This window comes from Aeromonas sp. R10-2 (assembly GCF_040908445.1).
Lineage (GTDB): Bacteria > Pseudomonadota > Gammaproteobacteria > Enterobacterales > Aeromonadaceae > Aeromonas > Aeromonas veronii.
The window spans coordinates 1-19,396 of sequence record NZ_JBFODS010000041.1 but is presented as its reverse complement, the minus strand read 5'-3'; the positions used below and the strand labels follow the sequence as shown (position 1 = coordinate 19,396).

The window sequence follows — 19,396 nt, the reverse complement described above, 5'->3', positions numbered from 1 at the left end:
AAAGCCCTTCACCATGGTGAAGGGCTTTTTGCTATCTGGCGTTAGCCGCTGGGGTCGCCCCGCTCTGGCTTAGTAGCCCTGTTGGTGCACGTCCATTACGGCGCGACCGGAGGGGTCGGCCATCTCCTTGAACTTGGCATCCCACTCCAGCGCAGTAGGAGTGGAGCAGGCGACCGACTTGCCGTAGGGCACGGTGCGGGCGGCCGCTTCCAGCGGGAAGTGCTCGTCGAAGATGGCGCGGTAGAAGTAGGCTTCCTTGGTGAGCGGGGTATTGATGGGGAAGCGGAAGGCGGCCGCTTCGAACATCTGATCCGTCACCTCTTGTTCCACCATGGCTTTCAGGCTGTCGATCCACGAATAACCTACGCCGTCGGAGAACTGCTCCTTCTGGCGCCATGCCACTTCATGGGGCAGCAGATCCTCGAACGCTTCGCGCAGGATGTGCTTCTCGATCTTGCCCTTGCCACACATCTTGTCGGCGGGGTTGAGGCGCATCGCCACATCCATGAACTCCTTGTCGAGGAAGGGCACGCGACCTTCCACCCCCCAGGCGGCCATCGATTTGTTGGCGCGCAGGCAGTCATAGAGATGCAGTGAGGCGAGCTTACGCACGTTCTCTTCGTGGAACTCTTTAGCGTTGGGCGCCTTGTGGAAGTAGAGGTAGCCGCCGAACAGCTCGTCGGAACCTTCGCCGGAGAGCACCATCTTGATCCCCATCGCCTTGATGTAGCGGGCCATCAGATACATGGGCGTGGAGGCGCGGATGGTGGTGACGTCATAGGTCTCGAGGTGATAGATGACGTCGCGCAGGGCATCCAGACCCTCTTGCACGGTGAAGTGGATCTGGTGGTGGATGGTGCCGAGGTGATCAGCCACCTTGCGGGCGGCGGCGAGATCCGGTGACCCTTCCAGACCGACGGCGAAGGAGTGCAGTTGCGGCCACCAGGCTTCGCTCTTGCCATCGTCCTCGATGCGGCGCGCCGCATAGAGCTTGGTGATGGCGGAGATGACGGAGGAGTCCAGCCCGCCGGAGAGCAGCACGCCATAAGGCACATCACACATCAGCTGGCGTTTGACCGCCGCTTCCAGCGCCGCTTTCAGCTCGGCCTTGTCGCTGACGTTGTGCTCGACCGCGCTGTATTCCATCCAGTCGCGCTTGTACCACTGTTTGAGCTCGCCATCCTTGCTCCACAGATAGTGTCCCGGCGGGAAGGTTTCGACGCTCTTGCAGACCGGCACCAGTGCCTTCATCTCGGAGGCGACATAGAAGTTGCCGTGCTCGTCGCGACCGGTATAGAGGGGGATGATCCCCATGTGGTCGCGACCAATCAGGTAGGCATCCTGTTCGGCGTCATAAAGGATGAAGGCAAAGATGCCGTTGAGATCGTCGAGGAATGCCGGGCCCTTCTCCTTGTAGAGGGCGAGCAGCACTTCACAGTCAGATTTGGTCTGGAACTGGAAATCGACCTTGAGGGTTTTCTCCAGCTCTTTGTGGTTGTAGATCTCGCCATTGACCGCCAGCACATGGGTGCGCTCGGGGTTGTAGAGCGGCTGGGCGCCATTGCCCGGATCGACGATGGCCAGACGCTCATGCACCAGAATGGCTTTGTCGGAGCTATAGACACCGGACCAGTCAGGCCCGCGGTGACGAAGTCGCTTGGACATCTCCAGCGCCGATTTGCGCAGGGCTACTGCATCGGACTTGATATCCAGAATGCCGAAAATTGAACACATTGGCGGTAATCCTCTTGATTTTTATATGAGCCCCCCACGTTTGGGCTCGAAATTCCATTTACATTCCTCGTCAGACACAATGCCTAGCGGAAAAACCTTTTGCAAGCGGGAAAACCGCAGAAAATCATGCCGTAAGCGTCAAGCGGATCAACAGAATAATGGCTGCGGCAACGGGGCAGGGTGACGTGAACGTCAAGCCGAGGCGGGTTCGAAGATCACATAGACCTTGCGACAGGGGGTGAGGGTCTCCCACTCGCCGACAAAGCCTGCCGGAATCACGAATTGATCGCCGGGTTTGAGGGCCAGCTGGCCGCCCTCACTGTCGTGGATCACCACATCCCCCTCTAGCAACTGGCAATACTCGTGCTCGGTGTAGTGGATGGCCCAGCGGCCCGGCTCGCAAGCCCAGAAGCCGATGTGAAACTGCTGGCTGGGATCGGAGTAGTGGTTCCACACCGTTTGCGCCGGGTTGCCCGCTTTAATGCGCTCGGGGGCTGGCATCAGCGGGGTAGGGGCCGCCTCGTGGCAATCGAGCAAAATCCAGTCGTTGAGGGTCTTCATGGTGCCTCCCTGGCAATGGGGATATGACAACGGGGCCATCCCGGCCCCACGTTTGTTCGTTTTATTAAACGAGGTTATGCATAACTTAAACGATGCGCATTCCCTTGCCAAGGGCTGCTGGCCGACGACTCAAAGCGGCTGCAAGCGGCGGATCACATGGCGGGCAAAGCCGCTGCCCGCTTCGTTGTAGACGTTGAACACCGCATCCACCCCTTGTTCTTGCAAGGAGGCGATATCATCCTCGAAGCGGACGATGGCGGCGATCTTGCCGTTGAACCCGTGGCTGCGCAGCTTCTCGATGGCGTAGAGGTTACCCGAGTGGTGGGGCATCGCCAGCAGCACCAGATTGACCTGATTGGAGAGCAGCACCTTGTCCCAGAAGTCGGTATCGGTGGCATCCCCCTCGATGACGTTCATCCCCTGGGCACGCAGGGTAGGCAGCTTCTCGCTGTCGTTCTCCACCCCGAGGATGACGTTGCCGTACTTGTTCTCCAGCTCGAAGTAGGCCCCCTGACCGATCCGCCCCATGCCGAGGATGATTACCTCCGCATCGCCCAATTCGATGGGTCTGTCTTCCGGATGGAGGTTGCTTGCCTGTAATCCCCGCAGCCAGTGGCCGATGCGGTGATAAATGCGCTCGCTCTGGGCATTGAGGGGCGCGGAGATCATAAAGCTCGCCGCCAGTGCCAGCGAGACCGCCACCAGCCACTCGTGGGAGAGCCAGCCCGCCTTGGCGGCAATGGCCGCGACGATCAGGCCAAACTCCGAGAAGTTGGTGAGCGCCAGGGTCGAGAGCAGGGCGGTACGCACCCTCAGGTGAGCGCCGCTGTAGACCAGATAGTAGAGGACACTTTTGAGCGGCAGGGCCAGCACCAGCGCCAGTGCCAGCAACATAGTGTCGTGGGTCGGCAGGCCGTTGAGGCCGATGGTGAGAAAGAAGCAGACCAGAAAGAGGTCTTTGAGGTTAAAGAGCGCCTTGGCAAGCCCTGCCGCAGCCGGATGAGAGGCCAGCAGCATGCCGATGATCAGCGCTCCCAGATCCGGCTTGAGGCCGACCACTTCAAAACCGGCAGCCCCGACCACCAGTGCCAGAAAGACTCCGAACAGTACCTGCAGCTCGCCATGACCGGCCCGCTCCAAGAGCTTGAACAGCAGCGGGCGCAGCAGCGGCAATCCCAGCACCCAGAGCGCCCAGATACTGGGCCACTTGCCGCTGGAGAAGGCCAGAAAGGCCACGGCGAACACATCCTGCATCACCAGCACCCCGATGGCGATGCGGGCGTAGAGGGCGTTCATGTCGCTGCGATCTTCCAATACCTTGACCGCAAAGACGGTGCTGGAGAAGGAGAGGGCGAAACCCAGCAGCAGCGCCAGTTTCCAGTCCAGCGAGAGGGCAAGTTCAAGCCCCAGTCCCTTGCAGACCAGCAGTACCACGGTAAAGAGCAGGGTGGAGAGCAGCAGGTGCAGGCTGGTGGTGCCCCACACATCGCGCCGCATCAGGGTTTTGATATTGAGCTTGAGACCGATGGTGAACAGCAGCAGGGTGACGCCGAGATCGGCCACCTCGCTCAGGGCAGGGGTATTTTCATATCCCATGCCGTTGAGGATAAAACCGGCGGCCAGAAAGCCGAGCAGGGGGGGCAGGCCAATCAGATTGACTACCATGCCGCAACCAAAAGCCACGGCGATCAGAATGGGTTCCATAACAGATCCTGCAAGGGCAGGAGAGACCTGCCCTGTTTAACGCTTGGGTGGTGATTAGACGATATCGATGTCGACCACGGAGTCGAAAATATGGTTCGGCCGAAACGGCATGCGGTCGATATCGGCGACCTTGCTCACCCCGGAGAGCACCAGCACCGTCTCGAGACCGGCCTGAAAGCCCGCCAGAATGTCGGTGCGCAGGTTGTCGCCGATGATGATGGTGTCGTCGGAGTGGGCCTCCATCCGGTTGAGCGCCGCACGGATGATCCAGGCGCTTGGCTTGCCGACATAGAACGGCTTCTTGCCGGTCATTCGCTCTATGGGGGCGCACAGGGCGCCGCAGGCCGGGTGCATCATGGGGCCGTGGGTATCGGGGTTGGTGGCGATAAAGCGGGCCCCCTGATCGACGAACTTGGCCCCCTGTTGCATCATGGTCCAGTTGTAGTTGCGGGTCTCCCCCACCACCACGAAGTCCGGGTCTATGTCGGTGATGGTGAAACCGGCCTTGTAGAGCTCGTGGGTCAGTGCCCCTTCACCGATCACATAGGCCTTCTTGCCATCCTGACGCTTGAGAAAGTCGGCGGTGCCCATGGCGGAGGTGTAGAAGCACTCCTCCGGCACTTCGATCCCGGCAGAGCGGAAGCGGTTTTGCAGATCTTTCTGGGTCTGGGCCGGATAGTTGGTGAGGAACAAGAGCTTGCTGCCCTGCTCCAGCAGGCGATGGACGAAACGGTCGGCACCGGGGATGAGATCGTTGTTGTGCAGGATGACACCGTCGATATCGCAGATGACGTTCTTCTTCATGAAAACTCCTTGTCAGGGCGCAGGCGAGCCGCCAATCGTTAAGATGTTCAATCATTTATGATTTTTGTGACGCCATTATAAGTCTGTTTGATGACAAGTCTCCCCTGTCTTGCCACTTAGGTGCACAATAAAGCTGCCGTCGGGTCAGTCTGGTGGAGGGGCTGACGCTGGATCACTTTGCTGATGGAGCCGTCGCTATGGACACCCCGATTCCCAAGCCAGTCACACCCGAACACCTCACCGCCGCGCAATTTATCGCCGGACTGCCGAAACTGGAGCTGCACCTTCACATTGAGGGCACTCTCGAACCCGAGCTGATGTTTGAGCTGGGCCGCCGCAATAATGTGCCACTGCCCTGGCCCGATGTGGCCAGCGTGCGCGCCGCCTATGACTTTGACTGCCTGCAATCCTTTCTCGACCTCTACTATCGCGGTGCCAGCGTGCTGGTGACCGAGCAGGACTTCTTCGACCTCACCTGGGCCTATCTTGAGCGTTGCGCCGCCGACAAGGTGGTGCATGTAGAGATCTTCTTCGACCCGCAGACCCATACCGCCCGCGGTATCCCCTTTGCTACCGTGCTCGGCGGTATCGAGCGGGCGCTGCAGCGCGGGGAGCAGGAGTTTGGCATCAGCTGGCGGCTTATCATGAGCTTTTTGCGCCACCTCAGCGAGGATGAAGCGTTCGCTACGTTGGCAGAGGCTATGCCCTTCCTGTCGCGCATTCACGGCATCGGCCTTGACTCGGGGGAGAAGGGCAATCCGCCGACCAAGTTTGCCCGGGTCTTTGCCAAATGCCGCGAGCTGGGGCTGCCGGTGGTGGCCCACGCAGGTGAAGAGGGCCCTGCCGACTACATCTGGCAGGCGATCAACGAGCTGCAGGTATGCCGTATCGATCACGGGGTGCGCTCGGCCGACGATCCCGAGCTGCTCCGTTATCTGGCCGACACCCGGCTGCCGCTCACCGTCTGCCCTCTTTCCAACACCCGGCTCAAGGTGTTCGGCAATATGGCCCAGCACAATGTGTTGCGGCTGCTGGAGCAGGGGCTCTGCGTCACCATCAACTCGGATGATCCCGCCTACTTTGGCGGCTATATGAATGCCAACTTTGCGGCGCTGGCCGATGGCCTTGGCGCGACCATGAGTCAGCTCTGCCGCCTCTCGCTCAATGCGGTGGAGGCGAGCTGGCTGAGCTTGGCCGAAAAGGCGCGGCTGACCCGGGAGATCCGCAGTTATGCCGAGACTCACGGGGTGATCCTGCATTGAGTCAGGCGCCAATGAAGTCGAGATAAGATGCAGTAGATATAAAGAGAGGCCCGTCATCACTGGCGGGCCTCTCTTATTTCAATGGCTGGTGTGGTTGCTGGAGGAGGGCGGCATTACGCCACTCGCACCAGAAACTTCTCACCCTGTCCTTCGCGCTTGAAGCGCTCGAGCAGGGTAGGCAGTGCCTCGAAATTGCCCACCACTAGCGGCGACAGGGTCAGCTCGCCGCTCGCCATCTGCGCCATCATGGTGACACCGGCGGCGACCAGTCGGCTCCACTGCTTGTCGGTGCCAAAGGCGTGCTGGGCGCCCAGTGCAATCTCGTGCAATGAGTGGCAATGGCTAAAGGCGGGCAGCGGATTGTGCGGGATGCGCCCGAGCACAGTCACCATGTGACCGTAGTAGCCAAGGGCGGGCAGCAGGCTCTCAGCCTGTTGGCTGGAGACCAGATCGATGATCCCCTCGAACGGCTCGTTGCCGTTGGCAGTCTGCAAGGTGGCCAGCCAGTCGGGATCTCTATAATCGGCCACCCCCTGCACACCTATCTGCTTGAGCCACGGATGATGACGTGGACTGGCGCTGGCAAAGACTCGCGCTCCTTGCTTGAGGGCGAGCTGTACCGCAAAACGGCCGACACTGCTGCCGGCACCTGTGATGAGCAGCGCTTCCCCGTGCAGGCGCGGCAGCTTGGCCAGCGCCTGCCAGGCGGTGAGGCCGGGACAGGGCAGGGTGGCGGCCGCCTCATCGCTCAGGGCATCGGGCACTGGCAGCAGGGCGCGGGCTGGTACCCGGGTGTGGCGGGCAAAGCTGCCGTGGTGGCGCAGGTCGGTGTGATAGGCGACCCGGGCACCGAGGCGCAGATGGCTGACGTTGGCGCCGAGGGCCACGATAGTGCCCATGCCATCGACGCCGGGCACCTGACCGTTCTGCCAGTTGGAGTGGCCATATTCGATCAGCTTCCAGTCCACCGGATTGAAGGCGATAACCCGATTGGCTACCAGTACCTCGTCAGGGGCGAGCGGTGCCAGGGGCAGATCGGCGAGGGTAAGCTGGGTCGGTTCACCGGGGGCATGCCAGCACCAGGCTTGGGTGTGATTCATGATGACTCCTTGTGAAAGCGAGGGGAGAGAACAACGAGATCATTGCAACAGTGATTCGGTCAGTCATATCACTGTTGCTAATGCGCAACAATGCGGCAGGCCCCTACCTGTGGGGCCTGCGTTACGTGGCCGGTTGGTCATCGGCAATCAGCGACTGGTGGTTGCGTCATCGACCTGATAGACGGGGTAGTCTGTCAGCCCCTTCTCGCTGCCGCCAAACAGGGTGGCCGGATCGTGGGGGGCCAGCGGATAGCCGTGACGCAGACGGTTCGGCAGATCCGGGTTGGCGACGAAGGGGCGGCCAAAGCCAATCATGTCGGCCCAGCCCGCTTCTAGGGCGGCGCGAGCCCGCTCGCCATCATATTTGCCGGCATAGATCAGGGTGTTGGGGAAAGCATCGCGCAGACCCTGCTTGAAGTTCTCCGGCATCAGGGGGGCATCGTCCCAGTCCGCCTCGGCAATGTGCAGGTAGGTGACATTGAGCTGGCCCAGCAGGCGGGCAGCTGCCAGATAGGTCTCCTGCGGATTGGCATCCACGGTGCCGTTGAGGGTGGTGAGCGGCGCAAGACGCACCCCGACCCGGTCAGCCCCGATTTCGCTACTGACCGCCTCGGTCACCTCTTTGAGAAAGCGCAGTCGGTTTTCCAGCGATCCGCCGTAATTGTCGGTGCGGGCGTTGGATTCGGAGTCGAGGAACTGGTTGATGAGGTATCCGTTGGCGGCGTGCAGCTCGATACCGTCAAAACCGGCGCTGATGGCGTTGCGAGCTGCCTGACGGAACTGGCCCACCACCGCATGGATATCGGTCTGAGTCATGGCGCGCGGGGTGACTGTCTCGACAAAGCCCGGCGCATCGCTGCCGTTATCGACGAACACCTTGACGCCCACTGCCGGCAGGGCTGAAGCGGAGATGGGCTGGGCGCCGCCGATGTTGTCCGGATGGGTGACGCGGCCCACGTGCCAGAGCTGGGCGAAGATGGTGCCCCCCTTGGCGTGCACGGCATCGGTCACCAGTTTCCAGCCAGCGATCTGCTCGGCGCTGTAGATGCCCGGCGTCCAGGCATAGCCCTTGCCCATGGGGTCGATTTGGGTGCCTTCGCTGATGATCAGGCCCGCCTCGGCGCGCTGGGCGTAGTAGCTCGCCATCATGGCGTTGGCCACATCACCGGGCTGACTGGCACGGGAGCGGGTCATGGGGGGCATGACGATGCGGTTGGCAAGGTGCAGCTGGCCAAGGCGCAGGGGGCAGAACAGGTGATCGTGGCTCATCTTGAGTTCCTCATGGTGGAAGTGAGGCCACTTTATGCCGCCATCTTGTTGTGAAAAAGAGGGGTAATTGCACAAGAGAATTGTGCTTGATGCAGCAATCGGCACAAACCGCTGGGAAAGGAGGCGTTGAGGCATAAAGTTGAAGCATTAAAAAGAGGGCCGTATGGCCCTCTTCTGTATTCTGCTGGTGGCAGGCTCAAGCCGCGGCGGGCATCACTTTCACCCGCTCGATACGCCGCTCGCTCACCTCGATCACCTCGAAGTTGAGTTGCTGCTGTTGCAACTGCTGGCCCGGGGTGGGCAGGGTGCCGAAGTGGGAGAGCAGCATGCCCGCCAGGGTCACGTATTCATCGCTCTCGCTCACCAGCCCCTCGTGCTCCAGCACCTGCTCCACATGGTGGATGTTGGTGCTGCCGTTGATCAGCCACCCTTCGCCATCGCGCACGATATCCGGGGTTTCGTCCTCGTCCGGCAGTTCGCCGACGATGGCCTCCAGCAGATCGTGGGTGGTGACCAGCCCCTGGATCACGCCAAACTCGTCGGAGACCAGAATAAGGCTCCCCTTGGCTTTGCGCAGCTCCGCCAGCAGACGGATCACGTTGATGGTCTGCGGCACGATAATGGGATCGTTCTGCTTGGCCAGTTCACTTAAGGATTGCCCTTCGTTCAAGGCAAACAGCAGGTCGCGCGCCTTGACCACTCCGATCACCTCGTCCAGATCCCCGTCACAGATGGGGAACAGGCTGTGGGGCTCGCGCTGCAGCAGGGCGCGGATCTCGTCGCTGGAGTCGTTGATATCGATCCAGGCCATCTCCGAGCGCGGGGTCATGATAGTACGAATGGAGCGCTCGGCCAGCGACAGCACGCCGGTCACCATATAGCGCTCCTCCTCGCCAAAGCTCACCGGCGCTACGGCCGGGGCATCCAGATCGTCATCCGGCTGATCCTGATAGGCCTTGCTCCCCATCAGCTTGAAGATGGCGGCAGTGGTGCGCTCGCGCAGGGGCTGTTTGGATTCGTGACGCATGGCGCTGCGCTGGGCCAGCTGGTTGAAAAACTCGATCAGAACCGAGAAGCCGATGGCTGCGTAAAGGTAGCCCTTCGGAATGTGGAAGCCGAACCCTTCCGCCACCAGGCTGAAGCCAATCATCAGCAGGAAGCTCAGACAGAGCACCACCACGGTGGGGTGGGCGTTGACGAAACGGGTCAGCGGTTTGGAGGCAAGCACCATCACCACCATGGCGATGGTCACGGCGGCCATCATCACGCCCAGGTGTTCCACCATGCCGACGGCGGTGATGATGGAGTCGAGCGAGAAGACCGCATCCAGCACCAGAATTTGGGCGATCACCACGCCGAAGCTGGCGTAGGCGCCGACCGGGCCATCATCCTGGGGTTTGGCTTCCAGCCGCTCATGCAGCTCGGAGGTGGCCTTGAACAGCAGGAACAGGCCGCCCCCCATCAGGATCAGGTCCCGACCGGAGAAGGGGTGATCCCACAGGTGCAAAATCGGGGTGGTCAGGGTGACCAGCCATGACATGACGCTCAGAAGTCCTAGTCGCATCAGCAGGGCCAGCGACAGGCCGATAATGCGCGCCTTGTCCCGCTGGGCGGGGGGCAGTTTTTTCACCAGAATGGCGATAAAGACCAGGTTGTCGATCCCCAGCACGATTTCCAGAATGATCAGGGTAAACAGACCGATCCAGATGTGGGGATCCAGCAGCAATTCCATTGTATGACCTCAATAAAAACAGACAGAGCAGAGAGTGATCACGGCGCACGATGGCCGCAGTAACAGCAAGGCAAAGGTGTTATTCAGAGGCGCTGATTAAGCAGAAAAAGATAGGCTTTGACAGAGAGAGACGAAGGGCAACTTCGGGGATTGTCCATGATGGGCAATAAAACCTCGGGTGAAAAATGAGCCCTGATGATAACGGCTGGCGCCAATTTGGCAAGCGTAGCGTCAGCGGGGCGTGATGGGGTTGTGATGCGACAGGGGAGGCGGCCGAGCCGCGCTCCCCCGTGCGGTCGTTACAACCAGCGCTTTTCGCGGGTGAAACAGACCGACAGCCAGGCATCCCCCAGGGTGTCGCCGAGGCGAGACCAGAGCTCCTGACGCAGAGCATCCTGACGTTCGACGGGCCACTCCTGACCCGGCGCCACCAGAATGTTCAATTCCAGATCGAAGCGGCGACCGCTTTTGGCCAGATGGCTGTAGCACTCGATGCCGTGGCGCTGGCGCAGCGCCTCGATCTCCTGCTCGACCTGCCGTGGCACATCTCCCTTGGGGGCGATCTTCAACACTTCCCGCAGGTTGCGGCCGAGCACCTTGATGGGAATGAGGGTGGCACAGAGGGCCAGCAGCGAGACCAGCACCGGGTCTATGTAGCGGTTGTATTGGCCGTAGCCGATGGCATCGAGGCCAATGGCGACTACGAAACCGATAAGCAGGGTGGCGCTGAGCAGGGTATCCACCAGCCACTCCTTGGAGTCGACCCGCACCAGCTCGGAGTCTACCAGCTCGGCGACCTGGGCTTCGATGCGATAGATGATGGCGCAGAAGAAGGTGGAGGCGGCGGCATAGATAAGGGCGTGGCCGAGATCGATCTCTCGTCCTCCCTCCAGCAGGGTGGTGATGCCGCTATAGAGAGCGCCAAGGCAGAGCAGCAGAATAATGGTGCCATTGATGACGTTGGTGATGGGCTCGAAGTGGGCATAGCCGTACTGGAAGCGCGCATCGGAAGGGCGGGTAACGAGATAGGCGGTAACAAGACCGAGGCCCGTCATGCCCATGCTGAACAGGGTGAAGATACCATCGAGCATGATGGCGTTGGAACCAACGAAGAGGCCGTAGCCGATGCCGAAGATGGCAAAGGTGATACAACCGAACAGCGACAGGGTAAGCGCCTGTTTTTCGGTGGTGACCAGCGTACTGATAACATGGCTGTGGTGAGCCATAAAAGTCCTCCTTTCAAATGGTGAATATTGCCAAGCGCAAGCTGTTTTCTAGCTGATATACTGCCCGCTCACATGTGAGCGGACTGGCCTGACTGCCATTGACAGGCGGCTGGCCAGTCGTTGTCGCCGGCGTGCCGGCATCAAGCAAAGGATGGGAACAAGGATTCATGATCCCGAGACTCGATTACCAGGACAGTTTGTCACCCGCAACCCTGCAGTTTCTTGAGTTGCTAGAGCGCAGCGCATTTCGTGGTGATATCGAAAAGTCTTATGCAAGCCGGTTGGCGATGGCGACGGATAACAGCGTCTATCAGGTAGTACCTCAGGCGGTTCTCTATCCGCGCAGTGCGGACGACATAGCAGCAATGCTCAAGCTGGCCGCAGAGCCGATGTTCGCCTCCCTGAGCTTTTTCCCTCGTGGTGGCGGTACCGGCACCAATGGTCAGTCATTGGGCGGCGGCATTATCGTCGATCTCTCCCGTTATATGAACCAGATCATGGAAATTAATCTGGAGGAGGGGTGGGTGCGCGCCCAGGCCGGGGTGGTGAAAGACCAGCTCAACGCCTATTTGAAACCCCATGGCTACTTCTTCTCGCCGGATCTCTCCACCTCCAACCGCGCCACCTTAGGGGGCATGATCAACACCGACGCCTCGGGGCAGGGGTCTCTGGTCTACGGCAAAACCTCGGATCACGTGCTGGGGCTCAAAGCGGTGCTGGAGAATGGCGACATCATGGCGACCGAGCCACTGACCGGTGAGCGACTGGCCGACAAGCTGGCGTTGGAGAATCGGGAAGGGGAGATCTATCGCACCCTCTATCGTATCGGCAAGGAGCGCCGCGCCGACATCGAGGCGACCTTCCCCAAGCTAAACCGCTTTCTGACCGGCTACGATCTCAAGCACCTCTATCAACCCGATACTGACACGCTGGATGTGAGCCGGGTGCTGTGCGGATCTGAAGGGTCTCTCGGCTTTATCACCGAAGCCAAACTCAACATCACCCCCATCCCGCGCTACCGCACCCTGGTCAACGTCAAGTACGACAGCTTCCCCTCCGCCCTGCGCAATGCCCCCTTTATGGTGCAGGCGCAGGCCCTCTCGGTGGAGACGGTGGACTCCCGGGTGCTCGGGCTGGCCCGCGCCGACATCATCTGGCATTCGGTCAAAGAACTCATTCAGGATGTGCCCGGCAAGGATCTGCAGGGACTCAATATTGTCGAGTTTGCCGATACCGACGAGGTAGAACACAAGGCCAAGGTGGCAGAGCTCTGCCGCCGTATCGACGCGCTGCTGGCCAAGGGCGAGGCGGGGATCATCGGCTATCAGGTGTGTGACCACTTGCCGAGCATCGAGACCATCTACACCATGCGCAAGAAGTCGGTGGGGCTGCTGGGCAACGCCGAAGGGCGCAAGAAGCCGGTGGCCTTCACCGAAGATACCGCCGTGCCGCCTGAGTCACTGGCAGATTTCATCATGGAGTTTCGCGCCCTGCTGGATGCCCACGGCCTCGACTACGGCATGTTCGGCCACGTCGATGCCGGTGTGCTGCACGTGCGCCCGGCGCTGGATTTGTGCGATCCCGAGCAGGAGGTGCTGCTGCGGCGCATCTCCGATCAGGTGGTAGCGCTCACCGCCAAATATGGCGGCTTGATGTGGGGGGAACATGGCAAGGGCTTTCGCTCCGAATACAGTCCCGCCTTCTTTGGCGAGCTGTGGGAAGAGCTGCAGCGGGTCAAGGGGGCGTTCGACCCGGCCAACCGCATCAACCCGGGCAAGATCTGTATCCCCTACGGTAGCGGCGCCGAGCTGGTCTCGGTGGATGGCCCCAAGCGCGGCAAGTATGACCGCCAGATCCCGCTCGCCGTGCGCACCAGCTACACCCGCGCCATGGATTGCAACGGCAACGGCCTCTGCTTCACCTTCGAGACCGACTCCCCCATGTGCCCCTCGGTCAAGATCAGCCGCGATCGCCGCCACTCCCCCAAGGGGCGGGCGGGCCTGATGCGTGAATGGTTGCGTCAGCTGGCGGAGCAGGGCTTCGATCCGCTGGCGGAAGAGGTGGCGCTGCAATCCGGTGGCGTGCGCTTCAAACAGCTGGTGGACAAGGTGCGCAACACCTGGGCCAAACAGCGCGGCGAGTATGATTTCTCCCACGAGGTGATGGAGGCGATGGCTGGCTGTCTGGCCTGCAAGGCGTGCACCAGCCAGTGCCCGATCAAGGTGGATGTGCCCGATTTTCGCGCCCGCTTTATGCAGCTTTATCATGGCCGCTACCTGCGCGCCCCCAAGGATTACTTCGTCGGCACGGTGGAGAGCTATGCACCGCTGCTTGCCAAGGCGCCGAAGCTGGTTAACTTCTTCCTCGAAAAAGAGTGGGCCCAGAAGGCGACCGAGAAGAGTATCGGCATGATCGATGTGCCGCTGCTCTCGGTGCCGACCCTGGCCGAGAGCTTGCACGACAACCGTGCCCGCTATTTTGACCTGCCGGGACTGGAGCGGATGAGCGCCGAGCAGCGCAAGCAGGTGGTGCTGATAGTGCAGGACCCCTTCACCAGTTATTACGACGCCCCCGTGGTGCGCGACCTGGTGAAACTCGCCAGCAAGCTCGGCTTCCAGCCCTACTTGCTGCCCTTTAAACCCAACGGTAAACCCCAGCATATCAAGGGATTCCTGCGTGCCTTTGCCCGCACTGCTGCCAACAGCGCCCAGTTCCTCAATAAGGTAGCGGCGCTTGGCATTCCCATGGTGGGGGTGGATCCGGCCATGGTGCTCTGTTATCGCGACGAGTATGCCAAAACGCTGGGGTCGGCTCGTGGCGATTTTCAGGTGTTGTTGCCGCAGGAGTGGCTGCTCTCGCTGCCGGCAGATCAACTGCCTGCTAGTGCCAACAAGGCAAAGAGCGAGGAGGGGAGCGAGCCCTGGTATCTCTTTGCCCACTGCACCGAGAAGACCGCCAAGCCCTCGACCCACGGCGACTGGAGTACCCTGTTTGGCCGCTTCGGGGCCAGTTTACAGCCGGTCTCGGTCGGTTGCTGCGGTATGGCGGGTACCTATGGTCACGACGTCAAACAGGTGGAGAACTCCAAGGGGATTTATGGGTTGAGCTGGGCCGACCCGCTCGCCCGCCTGCCCAAAGCTCGCTGTCTGGCGACCGGCTATTCGTGCCGCAGTCAGGTCAAGCGGATGGAGGGGGAAAAGCTCAAACATCCATTGCAAGCCCTGCTGGAGCTGCTCTGATGCTGACGTTTCCCAAGCGGTTTCGGGTGCCGAAGGCCTATCGGCATCCACGTTTCTTGCTGTTACCCGCCACCCCAGCTCAGGCTGTGGTGGAGTTTGTCGCCATGTTGCGCGAGTGCGAGCAGCTTCATCAGCTGTTTCGCCCGAACGATATCTGGCCCTCAGCCAACTTCAGTCTGAGCCAGCACGAAGGGGATCTGGAGTGGCAGCAGTCGGAGTTTCTGGCCAAGCGCTCGTTCGCCTATGGCCTCTGGAGCCCGGATCGGGAGCCGCAATTTTGGGGCGGGGTTTATCTCTACCCCTCGGTGTTGCCAGAGGTAGCGGTGGAGCTCTTCTTCTGGAAGGTGGCCGAGGCGCCCATCACGGATGAGGAGTTGGAGATTCAGCTGCGCGAGTGGCTCGCCAGGGTGTGGCAGTGGCCAGCCCCCCGCTTGCCGGGGCGAGATGTGCCTTGGTCCGAGTGGCCCGGCGTTACCTACCCCTGGTGACATCCCGCTTAAGGGCATGATTATGTAACACGCAGCACCGGGTCGGGGCTGCGTTGTTACCAAGTTACCCGGTAACCAACAACTCATATAACCGAACCATGTTGCCGACGGAGGGCGTTTCACCCATATCGGTACGCATTCATCGCTTACATAAGGAGTCTGCTCGCAATGAGTCACGATATTGCGCCCATCTGGCGTAAACCCATGAGTCTGGAGGGGCTCAACGCCACCTCTCGCAACACCCTGATGGCTCATCTCGACATTGTCTACACTGCCTTTGGCCCAGACTGGCTGGAAGCGACCATGCCGGTGGATCATCGTACTCACCAGCCTCTGGGCATGCTGCATGGCGGCGCATCCGTGGTGCTGGCGGAAACCTTGGGATCGATTGCCGCCAATATGGCGGTCGGGCCAGATAGCTACTGTGTGGGGTTGGAGGTGAATGCCAACCATCTGCGAGCCAAGCGGGAAGGGGTGGTGACCGGGCGTTGTCAACCGCTCCATCTGGGAGCAACAACCCAGGTGTGGCAGATTGAAATTCGGGACGAACGTGAGCGTTTATTGGGCACCAGCCGACTGACCATGGCGGTGCTCAAACACAAGCGGGGCAAGGACTCCAGCGAGGAGTGATCTGCAATAACGCACTATGAGTGCAAAATAAGCAAGCCATACTCGTCAGATCCCTCTATAATTGCCAACGTCTTGAGAGGCTTATCACATTTTTCAAGACAGCAGAACAAAGTGGCGCTATAATCGCCGCCTTTTTGCTATTCCGCGGTGTTAGCCGCCTGCCTTAATCTGGAAGAATCTATGTCTGATACCGAACAACTGCCCCTTTTTAGTGAGCTTGGACTGGCCGCGCCTGTATTGAAAGCGCTGCAGGACGTGGGCTATGAGCGCCCGTCACCGATCCAGGCCGCAGCAATTCCCCACCTGATGGCGGGACACGATCTGCTGGGGCAGGCGCAAACCGGTACAGGGAAGACCGCTGCTTTTGCCTTGCCTCTGTTGTCTCGTCTGGAAGCTGGTAACCGCAACACCCAGATCCTGGTGCTGGCGCCTACCCGCGAACTGGCGCTGCAAGTGGCTGAAGCGTGCCAACGCTACGCCCACCACATGCCTGATTTCCACGTACTGCCGATCTACGGTGGTGCCTCCTACGAAACCCAGACTCGCGCCCTGCGTCGCGGTGCCCAGGTTGTCGTCGGTACTCCGGGCCGCGTGATGGACCTGATCCGTCGCAAGAACCTGGACCTCTCCGGCCTGAAAGCACTGGTACTGGACGAAGCTGATGAAATGCTGCGTATGGGCTTCATCGACGACGTTGACTGGATCATGGAGCAGTGCCCGAGCACTCGTCAGGTTGCCCTGTTCTCTGCCACCATGCCGGAGCAGATCCGTCGCGTGGCCCAGAAGCACCTGAAGCAGCCCAAAGAGATCAAGATCGCCTCCAAGACTGCTACCGCTACCACTATTCGCCAGCGCTACTGGCAGGTAACCGGTCTGCACAAGCTGGACGCCATGACCCGTCTGCTGGAAGTGGAATCCTACGAAGCCCTGCTGGTGTTCGTACGTACCAAGAACGCTGCCGAAGAGCTGGCAGGCAAGCTGGCCGCCCGTGGTCACGCCTGTGAAGCGCTGCACGGCGACATCCCGCAGAAACTGCGTGAGCGTACCGTCGACAAACTGCGTCAAGGCCAGCTGGATATCCTGATCGCCACCGACGTTGTCGCCCGTGGTCTGGACGTTGAGCGCATCACCCACGTAGTGAACTACGACATTCCGTACGACACCGAATCTTACGTTCACCGTATCGGCCGTACCGGTCGTGCCGGTCGTAAAGGCGAAGCCATCCTGTTCGTTGCTCCGCGCGAGCGTCGCATGCTGCGCGCCATCGAGCACGCAACTCGTCAGGCCATCGAGCCGATGAAGATGCCGAGCACCGAGGACATTAACCAGCATCGTCTGGCCAAGTTCAAAGAGCGCATCCGCGAAACCATGATGGGTGAAGAGCTCGAGATCTACCACAACCTGGTAAACGAGCTGATCGAAGAGGATTCTGCCGATCCGCTGGAGCTGGCTGCCGCACTGGCCAAGCTGGTACAGGGTGACCAACCGCTGCTGCTGGATGACTCCATTCCAGATCCGCTGCTGAATGCTGGCAACGATCGTGGTGGCTTCGAGCGCCGTGACTTCAACGACCGTGGTGGTCGTGACTTCGGTGACCGTGGCGATCGTCCTGCCCGTCGCATGCCGTCCCTCGAACCGCGTCCGCTGAAAGACAACCCGGATGTGGAGATGGAGCGCTATCGCGTAGACGTGGGTGCCCATCACGGCGTCAAGCCGGGCCAGATCGTAGGCGCCATCGCCAACGAAGCGAACATCGAGAGCCGCTTCATCGGCAACATCGACATCGCTGATGACTTCTCCACCGTCGATCTGCCGAAAGGCATGACCGCCGATGTACTGGAAGTGATCAAGAAAGCCCGTGTTTGCCAGCGTCCGCTGCAAATCACCCGCTACACCGAAGTGCCGGCCGGTGGCAACACCAGCAGCCGTCCGCCCCGTGGTGATCGTCCGTTCCGTGGCGACCGTCCTTTCAACAAGGATCGCCGTCCCCAGGGTGACCGTCCGTTCAACAAGAGCGGGGAGCGCCGTGAAGGTGGCTTCAACAAAGATCGCAAATTCGGTGGCAAGCGTCGCGAAAGCTGATTGCTGATCCCGTTATGAAGAAGGCCGCTCATTGAGCGGCTTTTTTTTGTATCTGCGATAGGGACTGTACCGTCAGTTTGCCTTTGTGGGGTCATATTTCTGTTCCACAACCTAGGTCGAGAGCCAAAGGGACATGAATATTTTCCGATGCAGTTGTGACATTCGGAGCCTGGATGCCATGCTTTTGGTGGCATTCGGGTACAGCCTGATGCTGGTTGCCTGATGTGGTGAGCTGGTTGCAGCAACATTGTTTTGCATTGTGACTCTGCCGTTGCCATGTCGCTGGGCAGAGTGAAACCAATAAAACAAACAGTACGATACGGAGGTCTATCATGGGTGGATGGCTTGGCAGGATGCTGCTGTTATCCGGCTGTCTCGTTTCTGGCATGGTGTTGGCTGATGATCCCTTCCTCAAGATCAAGGGGGATGGCTGTTGCAATGGTAAAGGGGAGGTCGTGTTGACCCGGGCCGAGTTTGAGGCCTTACCTCAGACAGAGGTCAAGCCCCAGACCCCGTGGACCGAGGGGGATCACACCTATCGTGGCGTGCTGCTGCGAGACTTGGTCAAGATGTATGGTCTCAAGAGTGGGGAGGTCAAGGCGGTCGCCATCAATGACTACTGGGCGGCGGTGCCGCTGGAAGGTGGGGATAAATATGCGGTATTGCTGGCCGAGAAGCAGGATGGCAAGGCGTTGACCCTGCGCAACAAGGGGCCTCTCTGGATCATCTATCCCCTCTCTGATCATCCGGAGCTGGACAAGGAGCTCTATCACAGCCGGATGGTGTGGCAACTGACGGCGATTGAGAGCAAATAAGATGCTGCGCGGCAAGTTTCTGAGCTTGATCCTGATGGTGACTGCCTTTTTGGGGGTCGCCATCTGGTCGGTCTGGAACTATGACCGTGCATTCAATGCTGTGACTCGCTATACCCAGCTCTCCGCCTGGGCGTTGGCGCAGCTGGAGCTGGAAATCCGTGGCTTTGATGAGGCGCTCTCTCTCTATCGCACCGGTTCGACCAGTCAGAAAGAGATGAACAAGCGTTTTGATATTGCCTGGAACCGCCTTGTAGTGGTCAACTAAATCCGGACACTTGGTTAGGCCGAGTCTCGGCTTTTGCTGGCGGTATTCCGTCATTGTGTTGATGTGGACGCCGCCAGTTGTAGTAATCCATCAGGTAGTAACTGATATCCCGCTTTGCCTGCCGCAAGCTCATATATCCCATAGCCGGGAGCCACTCTGACTTCAGGCTTCTGAACAATCGCTCCATCGGGGCGTTATCCCAGCAGTTGCCATGCAGACTCATGCTCTGGGTCATGCGATAGCGCCACAGTCGTTGCCGAAATGCCCTACTGCCATATTGGCTGCCCTGGTCGGAGTGAAACAACACACCAGAGGGGCAACCCCGCTGCTGATAGGCCATCTCCAATGCTTTGATGGCCAGTGCTGCATCAGGCTTGTCAGACATCGCCCAGCCCACGACCCGCCTGGTATGAAGGTCGAGCACTGCGGCCAGGTAATGCCAACAACCTCCGACCCAGACGTAGGTAATATCACCACACCACACC

15 protein-coding genes and 1 pseudogene are annotated in these 19,396 nt (G+C 60.1%); 7 read left to right on the top strand and 9 right to left on the bottom strand.

Annotated elements, in window-relative coordinates; translation table 11 throughout:
• Positions 1-69: 69 nt before the first annotated feature.
• From asnB to AB5Y97_RS10010, 4 genes are all read right to left on the bottom strand, one after another.
• A complete protein-coding gene (gene asnB / locus AB5Y97_RS10025) occupies positions 70-1,734 on the bottom strand; it encodes an asparagine synthase B (protein ID WP_335844038.1) in 1,665 nt (554 codons plus the stop codon).
• Between the two features lie 192 nt (positions 1,735-1,926).
• On the bottom strand, positions 1,927-2,295 hold the full coding sequence (locus AB5Y97_RS10020; protein ID WP_335844037.1) for a cupin domain-containing protein: 369 nt from the start codon (positions 2,293-2,295) through the stop codon (positions 1,927-1,929).
• Between the two features lie 129 nt (positions 2,296-2,424).
• On the bottom strand, positions 2,425-3,999 hold the full coding sequence (locus AB5Y97_RS10015) for a cation:proton antiporter family protein (protein WP_005344770.1): 1,575 nt from the start codon (positions 3,997-3,999) through the stop codon (positions 2,425-2,427).
• Positions 4,000-4,053: 54 nt separating this feature from the next.
• Entirely contained in the window at positions 4,054-4,803 is a 750-nt protein-coding gene (locus AB5Y97_RS10010; RefSeq protein ID WP_005337281.1) for an HAD-IIA family hydrolase, read from the bottom strand.
• A gap of 197 nt (positions 4,804-5,000) precedes the next feature.
• Between AB5Y97_RS10010 and AB5Y97_RS10005 the strand changes: the two genes are divergently transcribed.
• Positions 5,001-6,065: an adenosine deaminase gene (locus AB5Y97_RS10005; RefSeq protein ID WP_335844036.1), complete on the top strand. Its 1,065-nt coding sequence runs from the start codon at positions 5,001-5,003 to the stop codon at positions 6,063-6,065.
• Positions 6,066-6,178: 113 nt separating this feature from the next.
• On the opposite strand, the gene AB5Y97_RS10000 is transcribed toward AB5Y97_RS10005, so the two are convergent.
• From AB5Y97_RS10000 to AB5Y97_RS09985, 4 genes are all read right to left on the bottom strand, one after another.
• Positions 6,179-7,165 (bottom strand): zinc-binding dehydrogenase, encoded by a 987-nt coding sequence (locus tag AB5Y97_RS10000; RefSeq protein WP_368157776.1) that lies wholly within the window; start codon positions 7,163-7,165, stop codon positions 6,179-6,181.
• Positions 7,166-7,312: 147 nt separating this feature from the next.
• Positions 7,313-8,434: an alkene reductase gene (locus AB5Y97_RS09995; protein ID WP_247822582.1), complete on the bottom strand. Its 1,122-nt coding sequence runs from the start codon at positions 8,432-8,434 to the stop codon at positions 7,313-7,315.
• Positions 8,435-8,630: 196 nt separating this feature from the next.
• The gene (locus AB5Y97_RS09990) at positions 8,631-10,166 is read right to left on the bottom strand and encodes a TerC family protein (protein WP_368157774.1); all 1,536 of its coding nucleotides are present in this window, start codon (positions 10,164-10,166) and stop codon (positions 8,631-8,633) included.
• A gap of 299 nt (positions 10,167-10,465) precedes the next feature.
• Positions 10,466-11,392, bottom strand: coding sequence for a cation diffusion facilitator family transporter (locus tag AB5Y97_RS09985; protein WP_368157772.1), 927 nt, complete (start codon positions 11,390-11,392; stop codon positions 10,466-10,468).
• Positions 11,393-11,559: 167 nt separating this feature from the next.
• On the opposite strand from AB5Y97_RS09985, the gene AB5Y97_RS09980 reads away from it, so the two are divergent.
• The 6 genes and pseudogenes from AB5Y97_RS09980 to AB5Y97_RS09955 all read left to right on the top strand — a co-directional run.
• A complete protein-coding gene (locus tag AB5Y97_RS09980; RefSeq protein ID WP_368157770.1) occupies positions 11,560-14,631 on the top strand; it encodes an FAD-binding and (Fe-S)-binding domain-containing protein in 3,072 nt (1,023 codons plus the stop codon).
• The gene (locus AB5Y97_RS09975; RefSeq protein WP_368157768.1) at positions 14,631-15,119 is read left to right on the top strand and encodes a hypothetical protein; all 489 of its coding nucleotides are present in this window, start codon (positions 14,631-14,633) and stop codon (positions 15,117-15,119) included. Before AB5Y97_RS09980 ends, AB5Y97_RS09975 begins: the two co-directional genes overlap by 1 nt.
• A gap of 168 nt (positions 15,120-15,287) precedes the next feature.
• Positions 15,288-15,749, top strand: coding sequence for a hotdog fold thioesterase (locus AB5Y97_RS09970; RefSeq protein ID WP_368157766.1), 462 nt, complete (start codon positions 15,288-15,290; stop codon positions 15,747-15,749).
• A 180-nt stretch (positions 15,750-15,929) separates the two neighbouring features.
• Positions 15,930-17,831, top strand: a complete 1,902-nt coding sequence (locus AB5Y97_RS09965; RefSeq protein WP_005337260.1) for a DEAD/DEAH box helicase — start codon at positions 15,930-15,932, stop codon at positions 17,829-17,831.
• Positions 17,832-18,163: 332 nt separating this feature from the next.
• Positions 18,164-18,646, top strand: a complete 483-nt coding sequence (locus AB5Y97_RS09960; protein WP_274160406.1) for a molybdopterin-binding oxidoreductase — start codon at positions 18,164-18,166, stop codon at positions 18,644-18,646.
• A gap of 1 nt (position 18,647) precedes the next feature.
• Positions 18,648-18,896, top strand: a pseudogene (locus AB5Y97_RS09955) (GGDEF-domain containing protein); the annotation flags it as partial.
• Between the two features lie 7 nt (positions 18,897-18,903).
• Here AB5Y97_RS09955 and AB5Y97_RS09950 read toward each other — a convergent pair.
• Positions 18,904-19,396 (bottom strand): IS3 family transposase (locus AB5Y97_RS09950; protein ID WP_368157764.1); only part of this gene is annotated, 493 nt, incomplete at its 5' end.